Source organism: Williamsia sp. Y844, assembly GCF_056786475.1.
Genome location: NZ_JBXCJB010000002.1, coordinates 956,748 through 977,714, shown reverse-complemented (window position 1 = coordinate 977,714; position 20,967 = coordinate 956,748). Strand labels below are relative to the sequence as shown.

The following is a 20,967-nucleotide window of genomic DNA, read 5'->3' as shown; positions in this document are numbered from 1 at the left end:
AGCACATTCAACTATGGGCGGTCAACCTTGTTCCTTCAGGAAAAGACTTCCCTGTCGGTGTTCTCGGCTCCGGGCTTCTTGCTCTCCGGCGCCTCACTGGCTGACTTGAAGAAAGTTACGGGAACAAGTCCGTCGGCGTCAAATCGCCTGGTGCGCAGTGGCTTCGAGAAGCATCCGTGCAGGTCAGTCGCCTCTCGACAACCTCGTGACCGTAACCGGACGGCAACTTTCGCCCGAAGTTGCCCTTGTGATGACCACCACCGAGGACCTTCAGGCGCGTTGCGTTGACAACCTACCGGTCAGTACCTGGCGTCGAATCCGGCGTCACACGCACGATCTCGCCGCCAAGGCTGCGCATGATCTCGACGAAATTGGGATAGCCCCGGTCGATATGCGAGACGTCGTGTACTTCGGTCACACCGTCGGCGACCAGACCGGCAAGAACCAATCCGGCGCCGGCGCGGATGTCCGAACTCCACACAGGTGCGCTCGACAGCTGTTCGATGCCACGGATCACCGCGTGATGGCCGTCGGTCCGGGCGTCTGCACCCAACCGCACCATCTCCTCGACAAATCGGAAGCGGGCCTCGAAGACGTTTTCAGTGATCACGGACATGCCGTCGCTGATCGCGGCCAGTCCGATGGCCATCGGCTGTAGGTCGGTGGGGAAACCGGGGAATGGCAGCGTCGAGTAGTTCACGGCCGCGGGCCTGCCCACCTGGACGACACGGAAGCCGTTCTCGAACTGGGATACCGACGCCCCGGCGCCGACGAGCTTGGACAGCACCAACTGCAGATGGCGCGGGTCGACCCCGCGAACCGTGATATCGCCTCGCGTCATGACGGCGGCGATAGCCCAGGTCGAGGCGACAATCCGATCACCGATCACCCGATGGGTCACCGGCTGCAGCCGCTCGACACCCTCGACCGTCAAGGTCGAGGTACCTTCACCGCTGATCTTCGCGCCCATCTGCTGCAACATCACGCAAAGGTCGACGATCTCGGGCTCGCGAGCGGCATTGTCGATGGTTGTCACACCCTCGGCCAGCACCGACGCCATCAGGATGTTCTCGGTGGCACCCACGGACGGGAATTCCAGGCTGATAGGTGCGCCGATCAGTTTGTCCGCCTCGGCGACCACACACCCGTGTTCGATCACGCTATGCGCGCCGAGCAGCCGCAGACCGGCCTGATGCATGTCCAGCGGGCGCGACCCGATCGCATCGCCACCCGGCAGAGCAACCACGGCCCGCCTGCAACGCGCCACCAACGGACCGAGCACACAGACCGACGCCCGGAACTGCTTCACCGCGTCAAAATCCGCGTGAAACTTCAGTTCGGCAGGCGTATCGATCACCACGGTGTCACCGTCATGGCTGACAACAGCACCCAGGCCCCGCAGGACATCGGCCATCAACGGCACATCCAAGATCTGCGGACAATTGGTGATGGTCGTCCTGCCCTCGGCGAGCAACGCCGCAGCCATCAACTTGAGAACACTGTTCTTGGCGCCCACGACTTCGACCTCGCCAGTCAGTCGTGCGCCCCCGGTCACCAAAAAACGATCATCAACCACGGACGTAGCCTAGGCGACCGGAACACAGCGGCGACCGACGGCCCGCAATAGTGTTCACCGGTTCTCGACTACGAGCTTCAGCGAGGCGAGTCCCTTCTCGAAATCGCCGCCAATCAGCTTGTCGGTGGGCACGATCTTCGCGAATAGCTTTGCCACCCCGGCATTTTCACCAGTCATCGTCCACTTCACGACGGTGCCTGCGGCCGCGGGATCCTCACTGAGAGTGAACACCGCCAGATTGGACGCCTTGAACGGCTTGAGAAAGTCCAATTGCACCGACACAGACTCCGGGGCAACACGATTGGTCACGGTCATCGATCCCCGACCCGCTTTGCGATTGCCCTTCCAGGCGTAGCTCGCGCCTACCGCGCCTGCCGGTCCGTCATAGGTCCGCTCCAGCGATGGATCCAAATCCTCCCAAGGTGACCAGAGCCTCCACTGATGGAAATCCACGACCAATGGGTAGATCGCCTCGGCCGGCGCCGCGATCGTGATGGATCGTTCGATGGTGTAGGGCTGTGGCGCCAACGGTGTCTCCCGATTGAAGTGGTCGCGGCCCTGACCGGCCATTACCACTGCGAGGATACCGGGTAGCTTTGCTCTCATGGCTGTTCATCTGACCCGTATCTACACCCGTACCGGCGATGCGGGAACCACTGGACTCAGCGACTTTTCGCGCGTATCCAAAAACGATCCCCGCGTGCTCGCCTATGCCGACTGCGACGAGGCCAACGCTGCGATCGGTGTTGCACTGGCAATGGGTAACCCGACGCCCGACGTCGCCGAGATCCTGCTGCGGGTACAGAACGACCTGTTCGATGCAGGCGCCGACCTCTCGACTCCGGTGGTCGAGGATCCGAAGTACCCGCCGCTGCGCATCCTGCAGAGCTACATCGACGACCTCGAGGTCTGGTGCGATCACTACACCGACAAGCTCGATCCGCTCAATTCGTTCATCCTGCCCGGCGGTAGCCCGCTCAGTGCGTACCTGCACGTCGCACGGACGGTCACCCGACGCGCCGAGCGGACGGCGTGGGCGGCCATCGAGGCCTTCCCGGACAACACCAGTCCCCTGCCCGCGCAGTATCTCAACCGGCTGTCCGATCTCCTGTTCATCCTCTCCAGAATCGCGAACCCGGGCGGCGACATCCTGTGGCAGCCAGGAGAGCAGCGTAAGCGCGCCCAACGCGACACGAGCAAGCCCGACAAGACCTGACCTGCCGACACCCTTGCGGGTCGAAGGAAGACTGATCAGAGACACGAGAAAGGCCCAGACCGAATTCGGTCTGGGCCTTTTTTGTCGATTGTGAGGACACTCGTCGACGCTGTTGAGCGGTTGGCGCTAGTGGTCGCGGCGTCTGCGTTCTGCGCGTTGGGACGGCCGGGACTCGAGCCACGACTGGAATGCGGTGACACCACCGCTGTCCAGGGCGAGCTCGAACTCCCCATCGCGATCTTCGAGTTCGAGGATCACCATGTTGTCGTCGATGACATCGGCCTCCGAGGCGGTGGGTGACCGTCGACCGCTCACGGTCACGGCTTGCCGCAACACCAGCCGTTGTGGACCGGGCAGCACCCTGCGAAGGCGGAAGTACTCGAGCGCATTATCGTCATAGCGGACCACTCCGTGCCGCCAGGCCCGGCCGTCGTCTGCGGGTAGTTCACGCAGCAAAGCCGAAGTGCCCGAACCGCGCAGCTCGTTGATCCGATAAAGCATGTAGAGCACAAACACAAGAACAAGCACGATCACCGCAAGGGCAGCCAGATTCCAGTTCACAGACGACACCTCCTTCAGCCCCCGCCACAAATACAACGATCCCCGCAAACTTGTCTGAAGTTTGCGGGGACCGTAGAACAATTAGCCATTCGAACGGCCCCTGCTCTACAGGATGCCATTCGCGCAGCACTTTATTTGACTTGCTGCAGTACTTCCACCGCGCGGAGACGAGATTCGGCACGCAGGTACTCGGTACTGCCCTTCTCGGCAGAGGAGAGAACCGAACGTTCGGCAGCTTCGTCTACGTCGCGGGCCCACTCGGCGGACTCGGCGAGAATCGTGACGACCTCACCGGTCACCGAGATGAAACCACCCTGAACAGCTGCCACACGGCGCTTGCCATCGACCTCGTCGATCGCGACATACCCGCCCGGTGCCAACTGACCCAGCATCGGCTCGTGTTTGGCCAACAGACCAACAGCGCCCTCGGTGGTCTGAGCCACTACAAACGTTGCTTCGCCGGAGTACATACGCGATTCAACCGCGACCAACTCGACGTGAAATGGCGTGTCAGGCATCGGGTGATATCACTTTCCGGTGATCTTCTTGGCAGCGGCCTCGACGTCGTCGAGTCCACCACAGCTGTTGAACGCCTGCTCGGGAAGATGATCGTATTCGCCCTTGGCGACCTTGTCGAAAGCCTCGATCGTGTCGGCAAGCGGCACAACGGAGCCCGTCTGGCCGGTGAACTTCTCGGCAACGATGAAGTTCTGTCCGAGGAACTTCTGGATGCGCCGCGCACGCTGCACGGTGATCTTGTCTTCCTCGGAGAGCTCGTCCATACCAAGAATCGCGATGATGTCCTGGAGTTCCTTGTACTTCTGCAGGATGCGCTTGACCTCGTTGGCGACGCGGAAGTGCTCGTCACCGACGATCGAGGCCTCGAGGATCCGCGAAGTCGACGTCAGCGGGTCCACAGCCGGGTAGATACCGAGCTGCGAAATCGGACGCGAGAGCTCCGTGGTGGCATCCAGGTGGGCGAACGTGGTCGCCGGCGCCGGGTCGGTGTAGTCGTCGGCGGGCACATAGATGGCCTGCAGCGAGGTGATCGAGTTACCACGCGTCGAGGTGATGCGCTCCTGCAGTTCGCCCATCTCGTCGGCCAGCGTCGGCTGGTAACCGACGGCAGACGGCATACGGCCGAGAAGCGTGGAGACCTCGGAACCGGCCTGCGTGAAACGGAAGATGTTGTCGATGAACAGCAGCACGTCCTGACGCTTGACGTCACGGAAGTACTCCGCCATCGTCAGCGCGGACAGAGCGACGCGCATACGCGTGCCCGGCGGCTCATCCATCTGGCCGAACACCAACGCGGTGTCCTGCAGAACGCCCATCTCCTCCATCTCGAGGTGGAGGTCGGTGCCCTCACGGGTACGCTCACCGACGCCTGCGAACACCGAGGTGCCGGAGAACTCGCGAGCGATACGGGTGATCATCTCCTGGATCAGAACGGTCTTGCCGACACCGGCACCACCGAACAGACCGATCTTGCCGCCCTTGACGTACGGGGTCAGCAGGTCGATGACCTTGATGCCGGTCTCGAGGATCTCGGTCTTGCCCTCGAGCTGATCGAAGGCGGGGGGCTTCCGGTGGATGCCCCACTGCTCGCCGTCGCGACCGGTGCCCGGAGCATCGAGGCAATCGCCGAGTGCGTTGAACACGTGGCCCTTGACGACGTCACCGACGGGAACCGAAATCGGCTTGTCGGTGTCGGTCACCTCCGTGCCGCGGGTCAGACCGTCGGTCGGCTGCATCGAGATGGTGCGGACCAAGTTGTCGCCGAGGTGCTGGGCAACCTCGAGCGTCAGCTTCTTGGCAACCGACTTCAGGGTGATCTCGGCGTGAAGTGCGTTGAACAGTGGCGGAATGGCGCCGCGCGGGAACTCCACGTCGACGACCGGACCGATGACACGCACGACGCGGCCGGTCAGCCCAGCGGAACCCTTCCGGGAAGTTTGGGTTTCAGTTGTGGTCATGATGTCTCTTCCTCTGTGACGATGGCATTGGCATGTTTCGCGAACGGCGACCCCACCGGCCGGTTGCCTGAAAAGTGTCGAGTCCGGTTACGAAAGGGCATCCACACCGCCGACGATCTCGCTGATCTCTTGTGTGATCTGGGCCTGTCGCAGCTGGTTCGCCTCGCGGGACAAGTTCGTGACCAACTCTTCGGCGTTGTCCGTGGCCGCCTTCATGGCGGTACGGCGGGCCGCCGACTCCGAAGCAGCCGAGTCGAGCAGCGCCGAGTACACCCGAGTCGCCACGTACTTCGGCAGCAACGCCGACAACAACGCTTCTGCACCAGGCTCGAACTCGTAGTTCCGAGAAGCTCCGGTGCTCTCCCCGCTCTCGTCCACGGTCACCACCAGGGGTGCGACGCGACGAACAACCGGTGTCTGCGTCAGCATGCTGACGAAGCGCGTGTACACGATGTGGAACTCGTCGACGCCCTCGGTCTGACTGCCGTCGGGCGACTCGACCGAGGTGCCCGATCCCGCCATGAACAGGTCGATCAGATGCTCGGAGGCGTTCCAGGCATCGGTGTAGGCCGGCTGCTGGGAGAACCCGGTCCAACTCCCCTGGATCGGCAGCTTCCGGAAGTTGAAGTACGTCGTGCCTTTCTGTCCTGTGACAAAAAGAACGACGTCCTTGCCCTCCTCGGTCAGCAACTCGATGAGCCGGCGAGCCTCGCGCAGGACATTCGAGTTGTAACCGCCGGCCATGCCACGGTCGCTCGTAACGATCAGCACCGCAGCACGTTTCGGCTCGGGACGCTCCGTCAGCAACGGATGGGTCAGCGAGGTGGCGCTCGAAGCCAACTCGGAGAGGACCGCAGTGATCTCCTCCGAGTAAGGCTTCGAGGCCGCCACACGAGCCTGAGCCTTGGTGATGCGCGAAGTCGCGATCAGCTCCTGTGCCTTCGTGATCTTCTTGGTCGATTGCACAGACCGGATGCGCGAACGTAGCTCGCGAATGCTAGCCATCTACTGTCACAGCCCTTCCCGGCCCGTCAAACCTTTACCAGTCATCAAACGATTCCCTATTACTTGCGAACTTTGACGGTTTCGTCCTCGACCTTGTCTGCGGCGAGAGCCGAAGCAGCTGCTTCGTTCACGGTGTCAGACTTCTCGCTGGCCCAGAAGCTTTCTTTGTACTTGTCAGCAGCGGCCACCAGAGCATGAGCGGCTTCGTCTGTCAGTGCCTTGCCGCCGGCGATGGTCTCGTAGACACCGGATGCCGAGCGATGTAGGTCACTGATCAGCTCCGCTTCGTAGCGGCGGACATCTTCGATGTTCACCGTGTCGAAGTGGCCCTCACCGGCGAGGTAGATCGAGACGATCTGATCCTCCACCGACACGGGCGAATACTGATCCTGCTTGAGCAACTCCACCCAGCGGGCGCCACGATCGAGCTGAGCCTTCGAGGCATCGTCGAGGTCCGAGGCGAAGGCCGAGAAGGCTTCCAGCTCACGGAACTGAGCGAGCTCCAGACGCAACGAACCCGAAACCTTCTTCAGGCCCTTGGTCTGAGCGGCGCCACCAACACGGGAGACGGACGTACCGACGTTGATCGCCGGACGCACACCCTTGTTGAAGAGGTCGGACTCGAGGAAGACCTGACCGTCGGTGATCGAGATGACGTTGGTCGGGATGAACGCCGAGACGTCGTTGGCCTTGGTCTCGATGATCGGCAGACCGGTCATCGAACCGCCACCCATTGCCTCGGACAGCTTTGCGCAACGCTCCAGCAGACGCGAGTGCAAGTAGAAGACGTCACCGGGGTATGCCTCGCGGCCCGGCGGACGACGCAGCAGCAGCGAGATCGCGCGGTAGGCCTCAGCCTGCTTCGACAGATCGTCGAACACGATGAGGACATGCTTGCCCTCGTACATCCAGTGCTGACCGATGGCCGAACCGGTGTACGGCGCGAGCCACTTGAAGCCGGCGGAATCCGAAGCCGGAGCAGCAACGATGGTGGTGTACTCCATCGCGCCCGACTCTTCGAGGGCAGTCTTGACGCCCGCGATGGTCGAACCCTTCTGGCCGATTGCCACATAGATGCAGCGAACCTGCTTGTTGGGGTCGCCGGTCGCCCAGTTGGCCTTCTGGTTCATGATCGCGTCGATGCAGACCGCGGTCTTGCCGGTCTTACGGTCGCCGATGATCAGCTGACGCTGTCCACGACCGATTGCGGTCATCGCATCGATGGCCTTGATACCGGTGGCCAGCGACTCCTCGACGGGCTGGCGCTCGAGCACCGAGGCCGCCTGGAGTTCGAGGACGCGGTTCTCCGACGACACGATGTCGCCGCGGCCGTCGATCGGCTTGCCGAGCGGGTCCACGACGCGGCCGAGGAAGTTGTCGCCGACAGGAACCGACAACACGTCGCCGGTCCGGCGGACTTCCTGACCTTCTGCGAGAGTCTCGTAGTCACCGAGGATGACTGCTCCGATCTCGGATTCGTCGAGGTTCAGCGCCACGCCGAGGACGCCGCCGGGGAACTCGAGGAGTTCGTTCGACATTGCGGACGGCAGTCCGCTGATGTGTGCGATTCCGTCGCTGGTATCAGTGACATACCCGACCTCGTCACGTGCAACTTCCGTTGAGAAATTCGAGGTGTAGGTTTCAATCGCACTTCGGATCTCATCGGAGGTGATCGTCAACTCCGCCATATTCTTGCCCTGCTCTTCCTGCGTGGTCGTGAGTTTTGTGGAATCGGTGTCGTGCGTCGTCTGCGGCGAAGCTCAGCCCAGCGACTTGCGGATCGTGGCCAATCGGCCGGCGCCTGAACCGTCGATCACTTCGTCACCGATCTTGACGACCAAGCCTGAGAGCAGGTCCTGATCGACGACAACATGGGTGATGATCGGCTGGTTATAGATACGCGTCAGTGTGGACGTCAAGGCTTCCACCTGCGAGCTCGTCAACTCGACGGATGCCCGCACCTTCGCAACCAGACGATCCCGCTGTCCGGCGGCCAGGTTCGACAATGCGTCCAGTGCGTCAGCCGGTTTTTGATCGAACAACCGGGCGATCGACTGCACCGCGAGTGCTTCGGTGACCGCTGACACCTTGCCGGTGGTCAGCGACGCCAGCAGTTCCTGGCGCGCCTTGGCCGAACGGGACTTGTCTTTGAGGATGATCTCGAGCTCGGGATGAGCGGCGACCGTCCGGCCGAGCAAGAACAGTTCTTCCTCGACCGCGTCAAGTGTTCCGGCTTCGGCCGCCGACTTGAGATACGCCTCGCGACCGAGGAGTTCAAGCCCGTCCAGCAGGTCGGAGATGTTCGACCAGTCACGGCCGACTGCCTCGACCACCACCGCCAGAGAGCCGGTACCGATCTGGCTGCCGAACAACTGGCGTGCCAGATCCTGCCGGACATCCACAGGTGCGGAGATGTCGCCGAACGCGGTACGCAACGATCGCTCGCTGTCGAGGAACCCGACAACTGCGAACAGATCGGATCCGATCTGCTGCGCGGCCGTGGCGGCGTCGCCGCCTGCCGCTGAAATCGTCTCGGCCAGGATTGCCCGGGTACCGCTCAAAGCGTCGCGGCTGGCTGCGTACATCGCCTTCACTTCCTCTGCGCAGAAGTTGCGTCGAGCTCAGCCAGGAACCGATCAACGGTCTGTCCGCGCTTGGCGCTTTCTTCCAGGTGCTCGCCGACGATCTTCTCCGCCAGGTCAACAGCGGTCCGACCGAGGTCCGACCGGAGTTCGGTGACGATCTGATCGCGTTCGGCCTTCAGCTGCGAGCGTCCGGCGGCAACGATGCGCGCACTCTCCGCTTCGCCTTGAGCGCGGAGTTCGGCGACGATCTCTTGTCCGCGCAGTCGTGCGTCCTCGCGAATCTGAGCGGCGACTGCACGGGTTTCGAGCAGCTGCTCTTCACGCTGCTTGAGCAGGGCGTCGGCTTCGAGTTGTGCATCAGAGGCCCGCTTGAGTCCACCGACGATGCCGTCGGTGCGCTCTTCGAGAACCTTTTGTGCACGTGGAAGCACTAGCTTCCAGAAGACGAGTCCCACAACCACGAGGGCCACGATGGACCAGGTGATGTCGTAGGTCGCAGGCAGAAGAGGATTATGAGATTCCTCTTCGGCGGCGAGAATCAAGGAGTTGGCACTCATCGGATCAGAAGATGAAGCCGGCAACCAAGCCGATCAAGGCCAGCGCTTCGGTGAATGCGATACCAAGGAACATGGTGGTACGCAGCTGTCCGGCGAGCTCCGGCTGACGCGCGGTGCCCTCGATGGTCTTACCGACGACGATACCGATACCGATACCGGGGCCGATGGCAGCCAGACCGTATCCGATGGCGCCAAAGTTCAGTTCGCTGATCTCACCGGATACTTGCGCGAGGTTGCTCATGGTGTTGGATCCCTTTCTTCTTGATCCGCTGGGCGAGGTTAGCCGCAGCGGCCAGTTTGTTGGTCTAGATGAATCTGGGGGTGGTGCTTCGGTCAGTGGTCGGCGGCGTGTTCAGCCAGGTCGATATAGACGGCTGTCAGCAGGGCGAAGATGTACGCCTGCAACACGATCACCAAGAGTTCGAAGAAAGTGAATGCGATGCCGCCGAGCAATGCCGGCAAGCCGAAGATCCAGGTCCAGGCCTCCGTGGTGAAGAAGAAGTACTGGGTGGCGCTGAAGAACAGTACCAACAGGATATGACCGGCAAGCATGTTGGCCATTAGACGGACCGTCAGCGTGAACGGCCGCAGAATGAAGGTCGAAAGGAACTCGATCGGGATCAGGAGGATGTGCAGCGCGGGCGGCACATCCGGCACCACGATGCTCGACTTCACATAACCGAAGAACCCGTACTTCTTGATGCCGACGTAGTTGAAGACGATGTACGCCAGCGCAGCCAACACGATCGGCATACCGATCAAACCGTTGGACGAGATGTTCAAGAGCGGGATTACACCGGAGAAGTTCAGGAACAACACCGTGAAGAATATCGTCACCAAGATCGGGAGAAAACGCTTCCCGTTCTCTTTCCCGAGGACACTCTCTGCGATCTGGATACGGACGAAGTCCAACGCCATCTCGCCTGCGTTCTGCAGGCCGCGAGGAACCAGCTTCGGGCTCCGGAACGCCAGCAAGAAGAAGACGACACAGACACCGGCCATCAACAGCCGGATCAGCATCAGACGATCGAGTTCGAAGATCGTTCCTTCAAAAAGGACTGCATCAGGGTAAAAGTCGGACAGCGAAGGCGGGTGGTAACCCCCATCGCCTGCCGCGAGGTTCAAGACGCTCAGCACTCTCTCCCGTGCTCTGGCCGCAGGCAGCCTGCCTGCAGTTCGACCGGACATAAGTTCAGATCAAGCAAAAAGTTCTTTCAGATTTCGTGCCGTACACGGCCCGGGTCTCACCCGGGCTGAAGTCGCATTACTGCGCCTTCTCGCGTGGCACGACAGTCTGAGCACCGGGCTGGTCAAGTCCGGTTCTCTTCTGCGGGGCAACTTTAGCAACACCGTAGGTGACCCTCATAGTGCGGGTATCTACCGGACGTTATTACTACCCTGTGTAGTATGTCCGGATTCAATCTTCGTCATCAACGTTGCCTTCCGGCCCGACGTCGACGTACGGCACTTTGGTGGTCATGATCGCGTACGTTTCGCAGGCCAGCACGATGACCATCGCGATGATGGCGGTCACACCGAGGGCGACATGGTTGAGCGAATCGACGTTGCTGAGTGCTGCCAGGGCGAGCATGGCCAGCAACAGTTTGAGCAGCCAGGTGCCCATCAGGATGGCACCGCCGGTATTCGGCGACACATTGGCGGTCAGCACCACCACGATCACCGTGAAGAGGATGAATCCGCCGCCGAACGCCGCACCCACCAGCGCACCCCACAAGCCCTCGGTGCCATCGATCAACGCCCACGCACCCGCGCTGATCACGGTGAGTGCGACAAGTCCGAGCGCGCCGTAGCGGATCGCCTTCTGCAATGGGGTGATCTGTTTTGCGTCGTTCGGGGTGGTCAGTGCTGGTTCAGAAGCTTCGTTCACGCTTCCAGGGTAAGGGTCGTTCACGAGCCGCTGATACTCACACCCGTTCGGTGACGGTTCCGCAGTCGGGGAACGATTGTCGCGAGCATCGCGATGATCAGTCCCCCACCGAGGACCGGAAGCACCACTGAGGCCGAGAACAGCGTGCTCGCAGCGGCACTGAATGCCAGGACACCCACCCAGAGGTAGATCACCAGAACCACACGACGATGGGAGTGGCCGAGTTCGAGCAGCCGGTGATGCAGGTGCATCTTGTCCGGTGTGTAGAAACCGACGCCGGCACGGGTACGCCGGATGACCGCGAGCAACATGTCGAGCATCGGGATGAACATGACCGCTGCCACCAGGATGATCGGCGAAAGCAGCGTGAAGACATCGGCCGGACCGTATGCGTTGATGGCGATACGGCCGGAGGCGCTGGTCGACGCCGCGGCGAGCATCAGGCCGATGAGCATGGAACCGGAGTCGCCCATGAAGATGCGGGCCGGCTGGAAGTTGTGTGGGAGGAAGCCGAGACAGGCGCCTGCGAGAATCGCCGCGATGAGGGCAGGCGGGTAATAGCTGACGTCGCCACCCTGATCGTGCAGAAGGCCCAGCGAAAACACGCAGATTGCCAGCGCCGCGATCAATGCCAGGCCGGCAGCGAGCCCGTCGAGCCCGTCGACGAAGTTCATCGCATTCACCGTCGCGACAGTGACCGCGACCGTGAGAAGCCCCGATTGCAGCGGATCGAGGACGACGGTCCCGATGCCCCCGAACGGCACCGCCACGACCGTCCAGCTCAGACCCATGATCACCAGCACCCCGGCGGCCGTGAGCTGACCGACGAACTTGGTCAGCGCGTCGATCCCCCACCGGTCATCGATGATGCCCACCAGGACGATCACCCCGCCCGCCACCACGACGGCGTTCATGTCGTCGGTGTAGTCGAAGCCTCGGGTCAACGCAGGTAGCTCACCGGCCAGGACCATTCCGGCAAGCACACCCACGTACATGCCGACGCCGCCGAGACGGGGCGTCGGAACCGCATGGACGTCCCTACTACGCGGCACCGCGACCGCACCGGTTCGGGTCGCGACAACTCGCACCAGGCCGGTGATCAGGTACGTGATCAGCGCTGCACACAGTCCGACCAGCATCAATTCGCGCAGCGGCACACCCGCACCACTGCTGGTGAGGCCGGACTGGGCGGCAATCAACACACCACTGCCCTCATTCAACGTTGTCGAATAGGCCACGAGTACGGACGCTACAGAGGTCGGGCATGCGGGTCAGACCCGAAGACTCTCGACGTCGGCGCCGATGACCTCGGCGATTTCTTCCGCGCTGATCGCACCTTCCCGCAAGATCTTGGGTGTGACGTCGGTGAGGTCGACAATCGTCGACGGCACCGCCTTCGCCGCAGGTCCGCCGTCGAGATAGACCGCCACGGACTCCCCCAATTGCTCCCGCGCCTGCTCGACGGTGGTTGCCGGCGGGCGACCGGAGATGTTCGCGCTCGACACCGCCATCGGGCCCACCTCACGCAGCACCTCGATCGCCACCGGATGCAATGGCATCCGCAGCATCACGGTGCCGCGGGTGTCACCCAGATCCCAGGCGAGCGACGGAGCCTGATGCACAACCAGACTCAGGCCACCGGGCCAGAACGCGCGGGTCAGCTCACGGGCTGTCGGTGACACCGACAGCACCAGGCCGTCGATCGTCGTCCACGAACCGACCAGGACCGGCACGGGCATGTCACGGCCGCGGCCCTTGGCGGCCAGCAGGCTATTCACAGACTCGGAATCGAAAGCGTCACAACCGATTCCGTAGAGGGTGTCGGTGGGCATGACGATCAGGCGCCCACCTTTGACGGCGCCGACCGCGGCGCGCAGGCCTGCGGACCGAGATCCGGGATTGCTGCAATCGAACGTAGTGCTCACGGCGTCCATCCTTGCACGTTGCCTGCGTGCGATCAGCGACGCGTGGCGGTGACAAACCGCGCGCGTCCGGCGAGATCGGGTTTCTGGGTGATCGAGTCGAAGTTGCCGTCCGTATCGAGCGCATCCATCACCAGGTCACCGGTGCTGTCGTCGTGCTCGATCCCGACTGCGCAACCTGGCCGCAGGATCCGCGCGATCACCGAGATCATCGGCGTGATCACCGACATCCCGTCGGCACCACCGAACAACGCCAGTGCCGGATCGTAATCGGCCACCTCGACCGGCAGGTCCGCGCCCACCGGGATGTAGGGCGGATTCGACACCACCAGGTCAGCCCTGATGTCCGACAAGATGTTCGGGTCGGCCGCATCGCCCAGGTGGACGGTGACCCGTTCCCGGACGTCGGCGGGCATACGAGACAAGTTGTGGCACAACCATTTATGCGCGCTGCCATCGATTTCGACCGCATGGACCCGTGCGCCGGGGTGGGACGCGGCCAAAGCCAGGGCCAGCGCGCCGCTACCGCTGCACAGATCGACGACCAAGGGATGTGTCATCGTCTCGATCCGAGCCGCCGCCCACGCGTAGAGCAGTTCGGTTTCCATTCGCGGGATGAAGACCCCCCTGCCGACCTCGATGTCGATCGGCCCGAATGCGACACGTCCGATGATGTGTTGCAGTGGTTCGCGCTGCGCGCGGCGGTCGACGAGTTCGCGATAACGGGCGGCGTCGGCATCTGAGAGTTCATCGACGGCGATCAGTTCACCGACCGACCGATCGAGCACGAATGCCAGCAGCAACCCGGCATCTACCTGCGCATTCGGAACACCGGCCGCGATCAGCTGTGCGACGGCGGCGCGGCGGATATCTCTGGCGTTCACTCCGCCTCGAGGCGGGCCTGACGATCCGCAGCACGCAGCGCGTCGAGGAGCGCATCCATGTCACCGGCGAGCACCGCGTCGAGATTCTGGGCTTTGTAGCCGATGCGATGGTCGGTGACGCGGTTTTCCGGGTAGTTATAGGTGCGGATTCGCTCCGAGCGGTCGACGGTGCGAATCTGTGCGGCCCGCCCCTGCGACGCTTCGGCATTGGCGGCCTCTTCTGCGGCGGCCTGCAACCGGGCAGCCAAGACCTGCATCGCCCGCGCCTTGTTCTGCAGCTGGGAACGCTCGTTCTGGCAGGTCACCACGATCCCGGTGGGCAGATGGGTGAGCCGGACCGCGGAGTCGGTGGTGTTGACGCCCTGTCCCCCCTTGCCAGAGCTGCGATAGACGTCGACCCGGAGATCGGATTCGTCGATCTGGACCCGTTCGACCTCATCGGGTTCCGGATATATCAGGACACCGGCCGCCGAGGTGTGGATTCGGCCCTGCGACTCGGTGACCGGAACGCGTTGAACGCGGTGCACGCCGCCTTCGAACTTCAACCGGGACCACACGCCGTCCGGACCGTCGCCCTTCGACTTGATCGAGATGGTGGCGTCCTTGTACCCGCCCAGGTCGGATTCGGTCACACCCAGGATCTGCGCCTTCCAGCCCTGACGCTCACAGTATTTGAGATACATCCGCGCCAGATCGGCGGCGAACAGCGCCGATTCCTCACCGCCGGCCCCGGACTTGACCTCCAGCACCACATCATCGCCGTCGTGCGGATCGCGTGGGGAGAGCAGGTCGGTGAGCGTTTGATCGAGGGCAGCGACCGTCTGCTCGAGCTCCGGGATCTCTGCGGCAAAAGCACTGTCGTCGGCCGCGAGTTCGCGCGCAGCTTCCAGATCGCCCTGTGCTGCCTGAAGTTTCGTGTACGTCGCCATGATCGGAGCGAGTTCGGCGAATCGTTTGCCAACTCGCCGGGCGGCCGTCGGATCGTCGTGCAAGGACGGATCGGACATCTGGTTCTGCAAGCCGGCATGCTCGGCAAGGATGTCGTCGATCGCGGACGGATCGGAAATGCTCATGACCTGATTCCTTGACGGTGTGGCTGTGACACCCGAGTGAAGGTGGACACCCGAGTGCAGGGCGGACGGCGCGGATTGGGGCTGCGAAAGAAAAAAGAAACCGGCGCCTGACCTGCCGCAGGGCAGAGTCAGACGCCGGTCATACAAGCTAGTTGTCTGCTGCGTCTTTCTTTGCAGCGGCCCGCTTGCCGTAGCGCTTCTCGAAGCGCGCAACACGGCCACCGGTGTCGAGAATCTTCTGCTTGCCCGTGTAGAACGGGTGGCACTGCGAGCAGACCTCGACGTTGATCCGACCCGACACCTGGGTGGAGTGGGTCTGGAAAGTGTTCCCGCAGCCGCAGACCACAGTGGTCTCGACGTATTCGGGGTGGATTCCCTGCTTCATTCTGGTGTCCCTTTCATGGTCGCCGGGTCACCTGCGCGGATCGAAGGTGTGAACCGGAACCGGACTCGACCGCTCAGTATGCCAGAACAGCCTCCCGACCTGCCAATCGCTGGTACCAGTTGAGGAGCTGCCCTGTTCTTGCGGCACGATAATCCCAACAACAACGCGCCCAGATTCATTCCGGCCAGGCAGGTTTGACGTTGACACACGCAGCACGTTTCGGAACGACCGTATTTGCACTGCTCATCGGGTTGACCGCATGCAGTTCAACACAGTCTGACGATGCCTCGGGACGCCAGGAGGTCTCGCAACCGTCGGCAACGGATAGCCTCACTCTCCTGGATTTCGTACCGAGCGGACTCAATCCTGATCCCACTGATCAGATCGAGGGTGTGCTGAAGGTCTATTACCCGTCCCCGGCTCACGTCGAACGTGACGAAAAGGTGCGCTACACGTATTCGCCACCGTTCGGCGGAACCCACGACTGGGCCTGGGCCGGATGTACCGGCGTGGTGTACTCCGTCGCGATCCGCAACGAAACAGCCGTCCATTCGCTCGAACACGGGGCGGTCTGGATCACGTACAGCCCCGATCTCGACGTCGACGCGGTCGACGCGCTGGCCGAGCGGGTCGCAAATGTGGATTACACCCTCATGTCGCCGTATCCGGGTCTGGACCAACCGATCTCACTGCAATCCTGGGGACACCAACTCAAGGTCGCGAGCGCCGACGACCCGCGGATCGACCAGTTCATCACCGCCACCAAACAGAACGCACAGTCCAACGTGTATCCCGAGGATCCGGCCGCCACCGCCCACCCGACCCCGGGGACCAGCTGCACCGCGGTGCCGGATGCCTTCGATCCCGCAGATCCCCCACCGTTCGAGCCCGGACCGGGCACGGTGCCCGAGACCTGACATCTGATCGGATGCCGGCCCTGACACGTCGCCACCTCCGACGGGTTGCCGCCCCTCACAGGATGGCGGCTCTGACAGGATGGCGGCTCTGACAGGATGATGGCCCAGCAGGAACCAACGCCCCGATCAAGCCGACCAGACAGGTACGAACGTGAAACCAGTGGTAAAGCTTGCCGCAACCGGATTCCTACTGGTCATCGGCCTGAGCGCGTGCAGTTCGTCGCAGACGGGCGAACCACAAGCCGCGACCACCAGTGGTGGAAACGGTGGCAGTTCAACCCGGGCCTTCGTCCCCAGCAGCTCCAATCCCGATCCGACGGATCAGATCGACGGCGTGCGCAAGGTCTACTACCCGGCGGCCGAGCACGTCCTGGACAACCAGAAGGTGAAATACACGTACTCGCCGCCCATGGGCGGACGACACGACTCGGTCTGGGCCACCTGCACCGGAATGGTGTACCCCACCGCCATCCGGACCGAGAACGCCGTCCACTCCCTCGAACACGGCGCCGTGTGGATCACCTACAACCCCGACGATCTCGACGCAGGTGAGATCGCCGAACTCGAGCAGCGGGTCGACGGCCTCAACTACATGCTGATGTCGCCGTATCCCGGTCTGGACAAGCCGATCTCGTTGCAGTCCTGGGGACACCAACTCAGGGTCGACGACGTCGACGATCTGCGGATCGACCAGTTCATCACCGCCACCCGGCAGAACACGCAACCCGGCGTGTACGACGAAAGCCCCTCGGCAACCGGCTATCCCGAACCCGGCGCCACGTGCGCGATGGTGCCGGGACGATTCGACCCATCCGATCCCCCGCCCTTTGATCCGGGACCGGGCACCGTCCCCGAGAGCTGACGAACAAACCCACCTCTTCCCGGGTGGGAAGAAGTGGGTTGTTGTTGGTGCCGGGGACGATTCAGTCGTCCTTCATGTTCCCCGGTGCGGTCTTCTGCACCTGCATCAGGAACTCCATGTTGTTCTTGGTCTTCTTCAACTGGCTGACCAGCAGGTCGATGGCCTGTTGCGAATCCAATCCGGAAAGCACGCGGCGCAGCTTGTGCACGATGGAGAACTCCTCCGGCGACAGCAGCAACTCGTCCTTACGGGTACTGGACAGGTTGACGTCCACGGCCGGGAACACGCGACGCTCCGAGATCTTGCGGTCCAGTTTGAGCTCGGCGTTGCCGGTGCCCTTGAACTCCTCGAAGATCACGGTGTCACCGGTGGATCCGGTCTCGACCAGCGCCGAGGCGATGATCGTCAACGAGCCGCCGTTCTCGATGTTTCGAGCCGCACCCAGGAAACGCTTCGGCGGGTACAGCGCCGTGGAATCGACACCACCGGACAGGATTCGACCCGATGCCGGAGACGCGTTGTTGTAGGCGCGACCCAGGCGGGTGATCGAATCCAGCAGGACGACAACATCTTTACCGTCTTCGACGAGACGCTTGGCCCGCTCGATGGCAAGCTCGGCGACCGACGTGTGATCTGACGGCGGCCGGTCGAAGGTCGAGGCGATGACCTCACCCTTGACCGAACGCTGCATGTCGGTGACCTCTTCAGGCCGCTCGTCGACAAGTACGACCATCAGGTAGCACTCGGGGTTGTTGATCGAGATCGCGTTGGCGATGTTCTGCAGGATCGTGGTCTTACCCGCCTTGGGAGGCGAGACGATCAGCGCACGCTGGCCCTTGCCGATGGGCATGACCAGGTCGATGACGCGGGTCGAGATCCGATCGCTGGTGGTCTCCAACCGCAGTCGCTGGTTCGGGTACAGCGGGGTCAACTTGTTGAATTCCGGTCGCCGCTTGGCGGTTTCGACGTCGGCACCGTTCACCGAATCGATCCGAACCAACGGGTTGAACTTCTGACGCTGATTCGACTGGTCGCCTTCACGGGCAACCTTGACCGCACCGGTGATCGCGTCACCGCGACGCAGACCGTTCTTGCGGATCAGGTTCATCGACACGTAGACGTCGTTCGAACCGGCCAGGTACCCGGAGGTCCGTACGAACGCGTAGTTGTCGAGGACGTCGAGGATGCCCGCCACCGGCTGCAACACATCGTCGTCCGATACCTGCGGCTCGCCGCCGCCACCGGGACCGTCGGTGCGATCGCGTCCACGGCGACGCTCGCGGAAGCGACGTCCACGACGGCCGCGGCCGTCACCATCGTCGTCGTCGGGACCGTTGTCACGATTGTTGTTGCGCGGACCGCTGTTCTGGTTGCCTGCGTTCCGGTTGTCGCCACCGCGGTTGTCTCGGTCTGCGTTCCGGGTTTCGCCACCGCGGTTGTCGCCACCGCGGTTGTCGCCACCGCGGTTGTCGCCACCGCGGTTGTCGCCACCCCGGTTGTCGCCACCCCGGTTGTCGCGGTCCGCGGTTCGGGTGTCGCCACCCCGGTCGCGGTTCTGTCCGCCGTCGCGGCTCTGTCCACCGGACTGGTTGTCGCGTCCGCCCTGGTTGTCACGAGCAGCGCCCTGGCCGTCACGGCCGGCTCCGGCGCGGTCTTGTCCATCGCGTCCGCGACGACGCTGCCGACGCGCATCAGCACCGTCGGCAGACTCGTTGTCGTCGCCTGATTCAGCGTTGACCTGCGCTGAGGTGTCGGAACCGGTGTCTTTGGCTACCGACTCCGCGTTGTCGGTGGACGCGCCACGGCGCCGATCACGACGAACCGTCTCCGCCGGGGCCGACTCACCCTTGGCCTCGGCAACCGGTGCCTTCTTGGCATCCTGCACGGCTCCGGTCTTCGCGGGCGGCTCGGTCTTCGCTTCGGTCGACTGACCATCCGCCGCGTTCGTCGGCGCGGCCACATCGGCCTTGGCCGAGGTCTTCTCGGCCGGCGCCTTGGTGGCCGTCTTGGTCTTTGCAGGCGCAGCAGCGGCGGTCGAACCGCTCTGGCGCTCCTTGATGGCCGCGATCAGGTCGCTCTTACGCATACCTGACGTGCCTTTGATGCCGAGCTCGCCGGCGAGGCCGCGCAACTCGGTGAGAACCATCCCCGACAGTCCGGTGCCACGACGACGTTCGGCTTTGGGAGTGTCGACTCCGCCGAGGTCAAGCGTGTTTTGCGCACCCTGTGCAGTGATGAGGTCCGTATCCGTCAACGGATATCCTTTCCTTCCCCCGCCGGTAGATTCGCGGGGGCAGTGTTTCTCGCACCCGGAGACCAGGTGAGAGGTGCCGCTATTTGGAGCGGTCTTTTAGGCTTTGTGTCGTATGCCGCGCTTCGATTTCACGGAATTACGCCCGCGGGCTCTGACCGTAGAATTTCACATTTCTTGTGAGAAGCACGCGTGGTGAAACTTTCGCGGCTGGACGGGTACATGCTAACCACGTTCAACAGTATGAGCAACACCCAGCGACGACGGCGTGTTCCCTAACAGTGGATGAGCCAGCTGACCCGGCCGCTTTTCAGTGTACGACTACTCCCGGCGCGATCTCTACCTCGTCGAGCACAAATCCCAGTTCAGCTGCCTTCTCATGCGACCCGTCGGGCAATGGTGACGCCGTGAGTGCAAGGACGGTCGGGCCGGCCCCGGAGACGGTGGCGGGAACCTGCCGGTCCCGTAGCCAACGAACCATTTGCGCGGTGGCAGGCATGACGGGGGCGCGGTAGTCCTGGTGCAGCCGATCCTCGGTCGCGGCGAGCAGAAGACCCGGATCGGTGGTCAGTGCCACCACGGCGAGCGCGGCACGGCTGACGTTGAAGACCGCGTCCACCCGTGCGACCGCGTCCGGCAAGAGCCCGCGGGTGACGGCGGTCGACGACTCGACCTGCGGAATCATCACAAACGCCCGGATGGACGGATTGACGTCGAGTTTCCTGGCGAAATAGCTCACCTCGTGCGACGTATCTGTCTCCAGCGCCGCCGGAACCTCACCGCAGGCGGCCTCCGACCACGACACCACCGCCGAACCGAGAACGCTGGCCGACGCGTTGTCGGGGTGCCCTTCGAATTCCGAGGCCAACTGCACGAGCGCATCGGTCGACAACGGGGTGCCCACGCCCGCCGCGCGAACCAGTCCGGCGGCTGCGGCCAGTCCCCCGACCACCGCAGAAGCCGATGAACCCAAGCCACGGGAGTGCGGAATGCTGTTGCGGCACTCGACATCCAGACCCGGGGCCGTGACACCGGCCGCCTCGAGCCCACGGTTGATCGCACGAACCACCAGATGGCGTTCGTCGAGGGGAACCCCTTGCGCACCTTCCCCGCTCACGCTGATCCGCAGACCGGGACCGGGACCGGAGACGGTCACCGAGATGTCGTCGTAGATCCCCAGCGCGATGCCCAGCGAGTCGAAGCCGGGCCCCAGATTGGCACTGGACGCAGGCACGCGAGCGCGCACCTGCAGGCCCACAGGCAGAACGGGGTTCATACCGCGCCCATCAACTCGCGAAGACGTTCGGCA

Annotated in this window: 22 protein-coding genes; 3 read left to right on the top strand and 19 right to left on the bottom strand. The window is 63.0% G+C overall.

The annotated features are described in order from the left end of the window. Nucleotides 1-292: 292 nt before the first annotated feature. Both murA and AC1TQG_RS16790 read right to left on the bottom strand, forming a co-directional pair. Nucleotides 293-1,576, bottom strand: coding sequence for a UDP-N-acetylglucosamine 1-carboxyvinyltransferase (gene murA / locus AC1TQG_RS16795; RefSeq protein WP_482138715.1), 1,284 nt, complete (start codon nucleotides 1,574-1,576; stop codon nucleotides 293-295). A gap of 54 nt (nucleotides 1,577-1,630) precedes the next feature. Further along, nucleotides 1,631-2,182 carry an SRPBCC family protein gene (locus AC1TQG_RS16790; RefSeq protein WP_482138713.1) on the bottom strand — a complete coding sequence of 184 codons (552 nt, stop codon included), beginning with the start codon at nucleotides 2,180-2,182 and terminating at the stop codon, nucleotides 1,631-1,633. On the opposite strand from AC1TQG_RS16790, the gene AC1TQG_RS16785 reads away from it, so the two are divergent. Continuing rightward, complete coding sequence (locus AC1TQG_RS16785; protein ID WP_482138711.1) at nucleotides 2,181-2,792, top strand: cob(I)yrinic acid a,c-diamide adenosyltransferase; 612 nt, start codon at nucleotides 2,181-2,183, stop codon at nucleotides 2,790-2,792. The genes AC1TQG_RS16790 and AC1TQG_RS16785 overlap by 2 nt on opposite strands. Nucleotides 2,793-2,918: 126 nt before the next feature. On the opposite strand, the gene AC1TQG_RS16780 is transcribed toward AC1TQG_RS16785, so the two are convergent. From AC1TQG_RS16780 to rpmE, 15 genes are all read right to left on the bottom strand, one after another. Further along, on the bottom strand, nucleotides 2,919-3,353 hold the full coding sequence (locus AC1TQG_RS16780) for a DUF2550 domain-containing protein (RefSeq protein ID WP_482138710.1): 435 nt from the start codon (nucleotides 3,351-3,353) through the stop codon (nucleotides 2,919-2,921). Between the two features lie 131 nt (nucleotides 3,354-3,484). Beyond that, complete coding sequence (locus AC1TQG_RS16775; protein ID WP_482138708.1) at nucleotides 3,485-3,871, bottom strand: F0F1 ATP synthase subunit epsilon; 387 nt, start codon at nucleotides 3,869-3,871, stop codon at nucleotides 3,485-3,487. Nucleotides 3,872-3,880: 9 nt separating this feature from the next. Beyond that, on the bottom strand, nucleotides 3,881-5,329 hold the full coding sequence (atpD, locus tag AC1TQG_RS16770) for a F0F1 ATP synthase subunit beta (protein ID WP_482138707.1): 1,449 nt from the start codon (nucleotides 5,327-5,329) through the stop codon (nucleotides 3,881-3,883). An 87-nt stretch (nucleotides 5,330-5,416) separates the two neighbouring features. Next, nucleotides 5,417-6,334 (bottom strand): F0F1 ATP synthase subunit gamma, encoded by a 918-nt coding sequence (locus AC1TQG_RS16765; RefSeq protein ID WP_482138705.1) that lies wholly within the window; start codon nucleotides 6,332-6,334, stop codon nucleotides 5,417-5,419. Between the two features lie 59 nt (nucleotides 6,335-6,393). After that, nucleotides 6,394-8,022, bottom strand: coding sequence for a F0F1 ATP synthase subunit alpha (atpA, locus tag AC1TQG_RS16760; protein WP_482138703.1), 1,629 nt, complete (start codon nucleotides 8,020-8,022; stop codon nucleotides 6,394-6,396). A 72-nt stretch (nucleotides 8,023-8,094) separates the two neighbouring features. Then, nucleotides 8,095-8,919 carry a F0F1 ATP synthase subunit delta gene (locus AC1TQG_RS16755; RefSeq protein ID WP_482138701.1) on the bottom strand — a complete coding sequence of 275 codons (825 nt, stop codon included), beginning with the start codon at nucleotides 8,917-8,919 and terminating at the stop codon, nucleotides 8,095-8,097. A gap of 5 nt (nucleotides 8,920-8,924) precedes the next feature. Then, the gene (locus AC1TQG_RS16750; RefSeq protein WP_482138699.1) at nucleotides 8,925-9,476 is read right to left on the bottom strand and encodes a F0F1 ATP synthase subunit B; all 552 of its coding nucleotides are present in this window, start codon (nucleotides 9,474-9,476) and stop codon (nucleotides 8,925-8,927) included. A gap of 4 nt (nucleotides 9,477-9,480) precedes the next feature. Next, nucleotides 9,481-9,717 (bottom strand): ATP synthase F0 subunit C, encoded by a 237-nt coding sequence (locus tag AC1TQG_RS16745; protein WP_482138697.1) that lies wholly within the window; start codon nucleotides 9,715-9,717, stop codon nucleotides 9,481-9,483. Nucleotides 9,718-9,809: 92 nt separating this feature from the next. Continuing rightward, nucleotides 9,810-10,664, bottom strand: coding sequence for a F0F1 ATP synthase subunit A (gene atpB, locus AC1TQG_RS16740; RefSeq protein ID WP_482138695.1), 855 nt, complete (start codon nucleotides 10,662-10,664; stop codon nucleotides 9,810-9,812). A 229-nt stretch (nucleotides 10,665-10,893) separates the two neighbouring features. After that, nucleotides 10,894-11,364, bottom strand: a complete 471-nt coding sequence (locus AC1TQG_RS16735; RefSeq protein ID WP_482138693.1) for a Cg1360 family ATP-synthase-associated protein — start codon at nucleotides 11,362-11,364, stop codon at nucleotides 10,894-10,896. A gap of 20 nt (nucleotides 11,365-11,384) precedes the next feature. Beyond that, complete coding sequence (locus AC1TQG_RS16730; protein WP_482138691.1) at nucleotides 11,385-12,602, bottom strand: glycosyltransferase family 4 protein; 1,218 nt, start codon at nucleotides 12,600-12,602, stop codon at nucleotides 11,385-11,387. 33 nt (nucleotides 12,603-12,635) lie between these two features. Next, a complete protein-coding gene (locus tag AC1TQG_RS16725; RefSeq protein WP_482138689.1) occupies nucleotides 12,636-13,289 on the bottom strand; it encodes an L-threonylcarbamoyladenylate synthase in 654 nt (217 codons plus the stop codon). Nucleotides 13,290-13,321: 32 nt separating this feature from the next. Then, entirely contained in the window at nucleotides 13,322-14,170 is an 849-nt protein-coding gene (gene prmC / locus AC1TQG_RS16720; RefSeq protein ID WP_482138687.1) for a peptide chain release factor N(5)-glutamine methyltransferase, read from the bottom strand. After that, nucleotides 14,167-15,243: a peptide chain release factor 1 gene (gene prfA / locus AC1TQG_RS16715; protein ID WP_482138685.1), complete on the bottom strand. Its 1,077-nt coding sequence runs from the start codon at nucleotides 15,241-15,243 to the stop codon at nucleotides 14,167-14,169. The genes prmC and prfA overlap by 4 nt, the downstream gene beginning before the upstream one ends. Nucleotides 15,244-15,391: 148 nt before the next feature. Continuing rightward, nucleotides 15,392-15,628 carry a 50S ribosomal protein L31 gene (gene rpmE, locus AC1TQG_RS16710; protein ID WP_482138683.1) on the bottom strand — a complete coding sequence of 79 codons (237 nt, stop codon included), beginning with the start codon at nucleotides 15,626-15,628 and terminating at the stop codon, nucleotides 15,392-15,394. 200 nt (nucleotides 15,629-15,828) lie between these two features. Here rpmE and AC1TQG_RS16705 point away from each other — a divergent pair, with 200 nt between their 5' ends. Together AC1TQG_RS16705 and AC1TQG_RS16700 are read left to right on the top strand one after the other, a co-directional pair. Then, on the top strand, nucleotides 15,829-16,545 hold the full coding sequence (locus tag AC1TQG_RS16705; RefSeq protein ID WP_482138682.1) for a DUF3105 domain-containing protein: 717 nt from the start codon (nucleotides 15,829-15,831) through the stop codon (nucleotides 16,543-16,545). 151 nt (nucleotides 16,546-16,696) lie between these two features. Further along, a complete protein-coding gene (locus AC1TQG_RS16700) occupies nucleotides 16,697-17,407 on the top strand; it encodes a DUF3105 domain-containing protein (RefSeq protein WP_482138680.1) in 711 nt (236 codons plus the stop codon). Between the two features lie 61 nt (nucleotides 17,408-17,468). Here the strand turns inward: AC1TQG_RS16700 and rho are convergent, their stop codons facing one another. Beyond that, nucleotides 17,469-19,661 carry a transcription termination factor Rho gene (gene rho, locus AC1TQG_RS16695; protein ID WP_482138678.1) on the bottom strand — a complete coding sequence of 731 codons (2,193 nt, stop codon included), beginning with the start codon at nucleotides 19,659-19,661 and terminating at the stop codon, nucleotides 17,469-17,471. 307 nt (nucleotides 19,662-19,968) lie between these two features. Beyond that, on the bottom strand, nucleotides 19,969-20,934 hold the full coding sequence (thrB, locus tag AC1TQG_RS16690; RefSeq protein WP_482138677.1) for a homoserine kinase: 966 nt from the start codon (nucleotides 20,932-20,934) through the stop codon (nucleotides 19,969-19,971). Between the last annotated feature and the right edge of the window lie 33 nt (nucleotides 20,935-20,967).

What these genes read in the sequence shown, in the direction of transcription:
- AC1TQG_RS16785 (WP_482138711.1), top strand. Translation starts at nt 2,181, where the DNA reads ATGGCTGTTCATCTGACCCGTATCTACACCCGTACCGGCGATGCGGGA.
- AC1TQG_RS16790 (WP_482138713.1), bottom strand. Translation starts at nt 2,182, where the DNA reads ATGAGAGCAAAGCTACCCGGTATCCTCGCAGTGGTAATGGCCGGTCAG.
- AC1TQG_RS16775 (WP_482138708.1), bottom strand. Translation starts at nt 3,871, where the DNA reads ATGCCTGACACGCCATTTCACGTCGAGTTGGTCGCGGTTGAATCGCGT.
- atpD (WP_482138707.1), bottom strand. Translation starts at nt 5,329, where the DNA reads ATGACCACAACTGAAACCCAAACTTCCCGGAAGGGTTCCGCTGGGCTG.
- AC1TQG_RS16765 (WP_482138705.1), bottom strand. Translation starts at nt 6,334, where the DNA reads ATGGCTAGCATTCGCGAGCTACGTTCGCGCATCCGGTCTGTGCAATCG.
- atpA (WP_482138703.1), bottom strand. Translation starts at nt 8,022, where the DNA reads ATGGCGGAGTTGACGATCACCTCCGATGAGATCCGAAGTGCGATTGAA.
- AC1TQG_RS16755 (WP_482138701.1), bottom strand. Translation starts at nt 8,919, where the DNA reads ATGTACGCAGCCAGCCGCGACGCTTTGAGCGGTACCCGGGCAATCCTG.
- AC1TQG_RS16750 (WP_482138699.1), bottom strand. Translation starts at nt 9,476, where the DNA reads ATGAGTGCCAACTCCTTGATTCTCGCCGCCGAAGAGGAATCTCATAAT.
- AC1TQG_RS16745 (WP_482138697.1), bottom strand. Translation starts at nt 9,717, where the DNA reads ATGAGCAACCTCGCGCAAGTATCCGGTGAGATCAGCGAACTGAACTTT.
- atpB (WP_482138695.1), bottom strand. Translation starts at nt 10,664, where the DNA reads ATGTCCGGTCGAACTGCAGGCAGGCTGCCTGCGGCCAGAGCACGGGAG.
- prfA (WP_482138685.1), bottom strand. Translation starts at nt 15,243, where the DNA reads ATGAGCATTTCCGATCCGTCCGCGATCGACGACATCCTTGCCGAGCAT.
- rpmE (WP_482138683.1), bottom strand. Translation starts at nt 15,628, where the DNA reads ATGAAGCAGGGAATCCACCCCGAATACGTCGAGACCACTGTGGTCTGC.
- thrB (WP_482138677.1), bottom strand. Translation starts at nt 20,934, where the DNA reads ATGAACCCCGTTCTGCCTGTGGGCCTGCAGGTGCGCGCTCGCGTGCCT.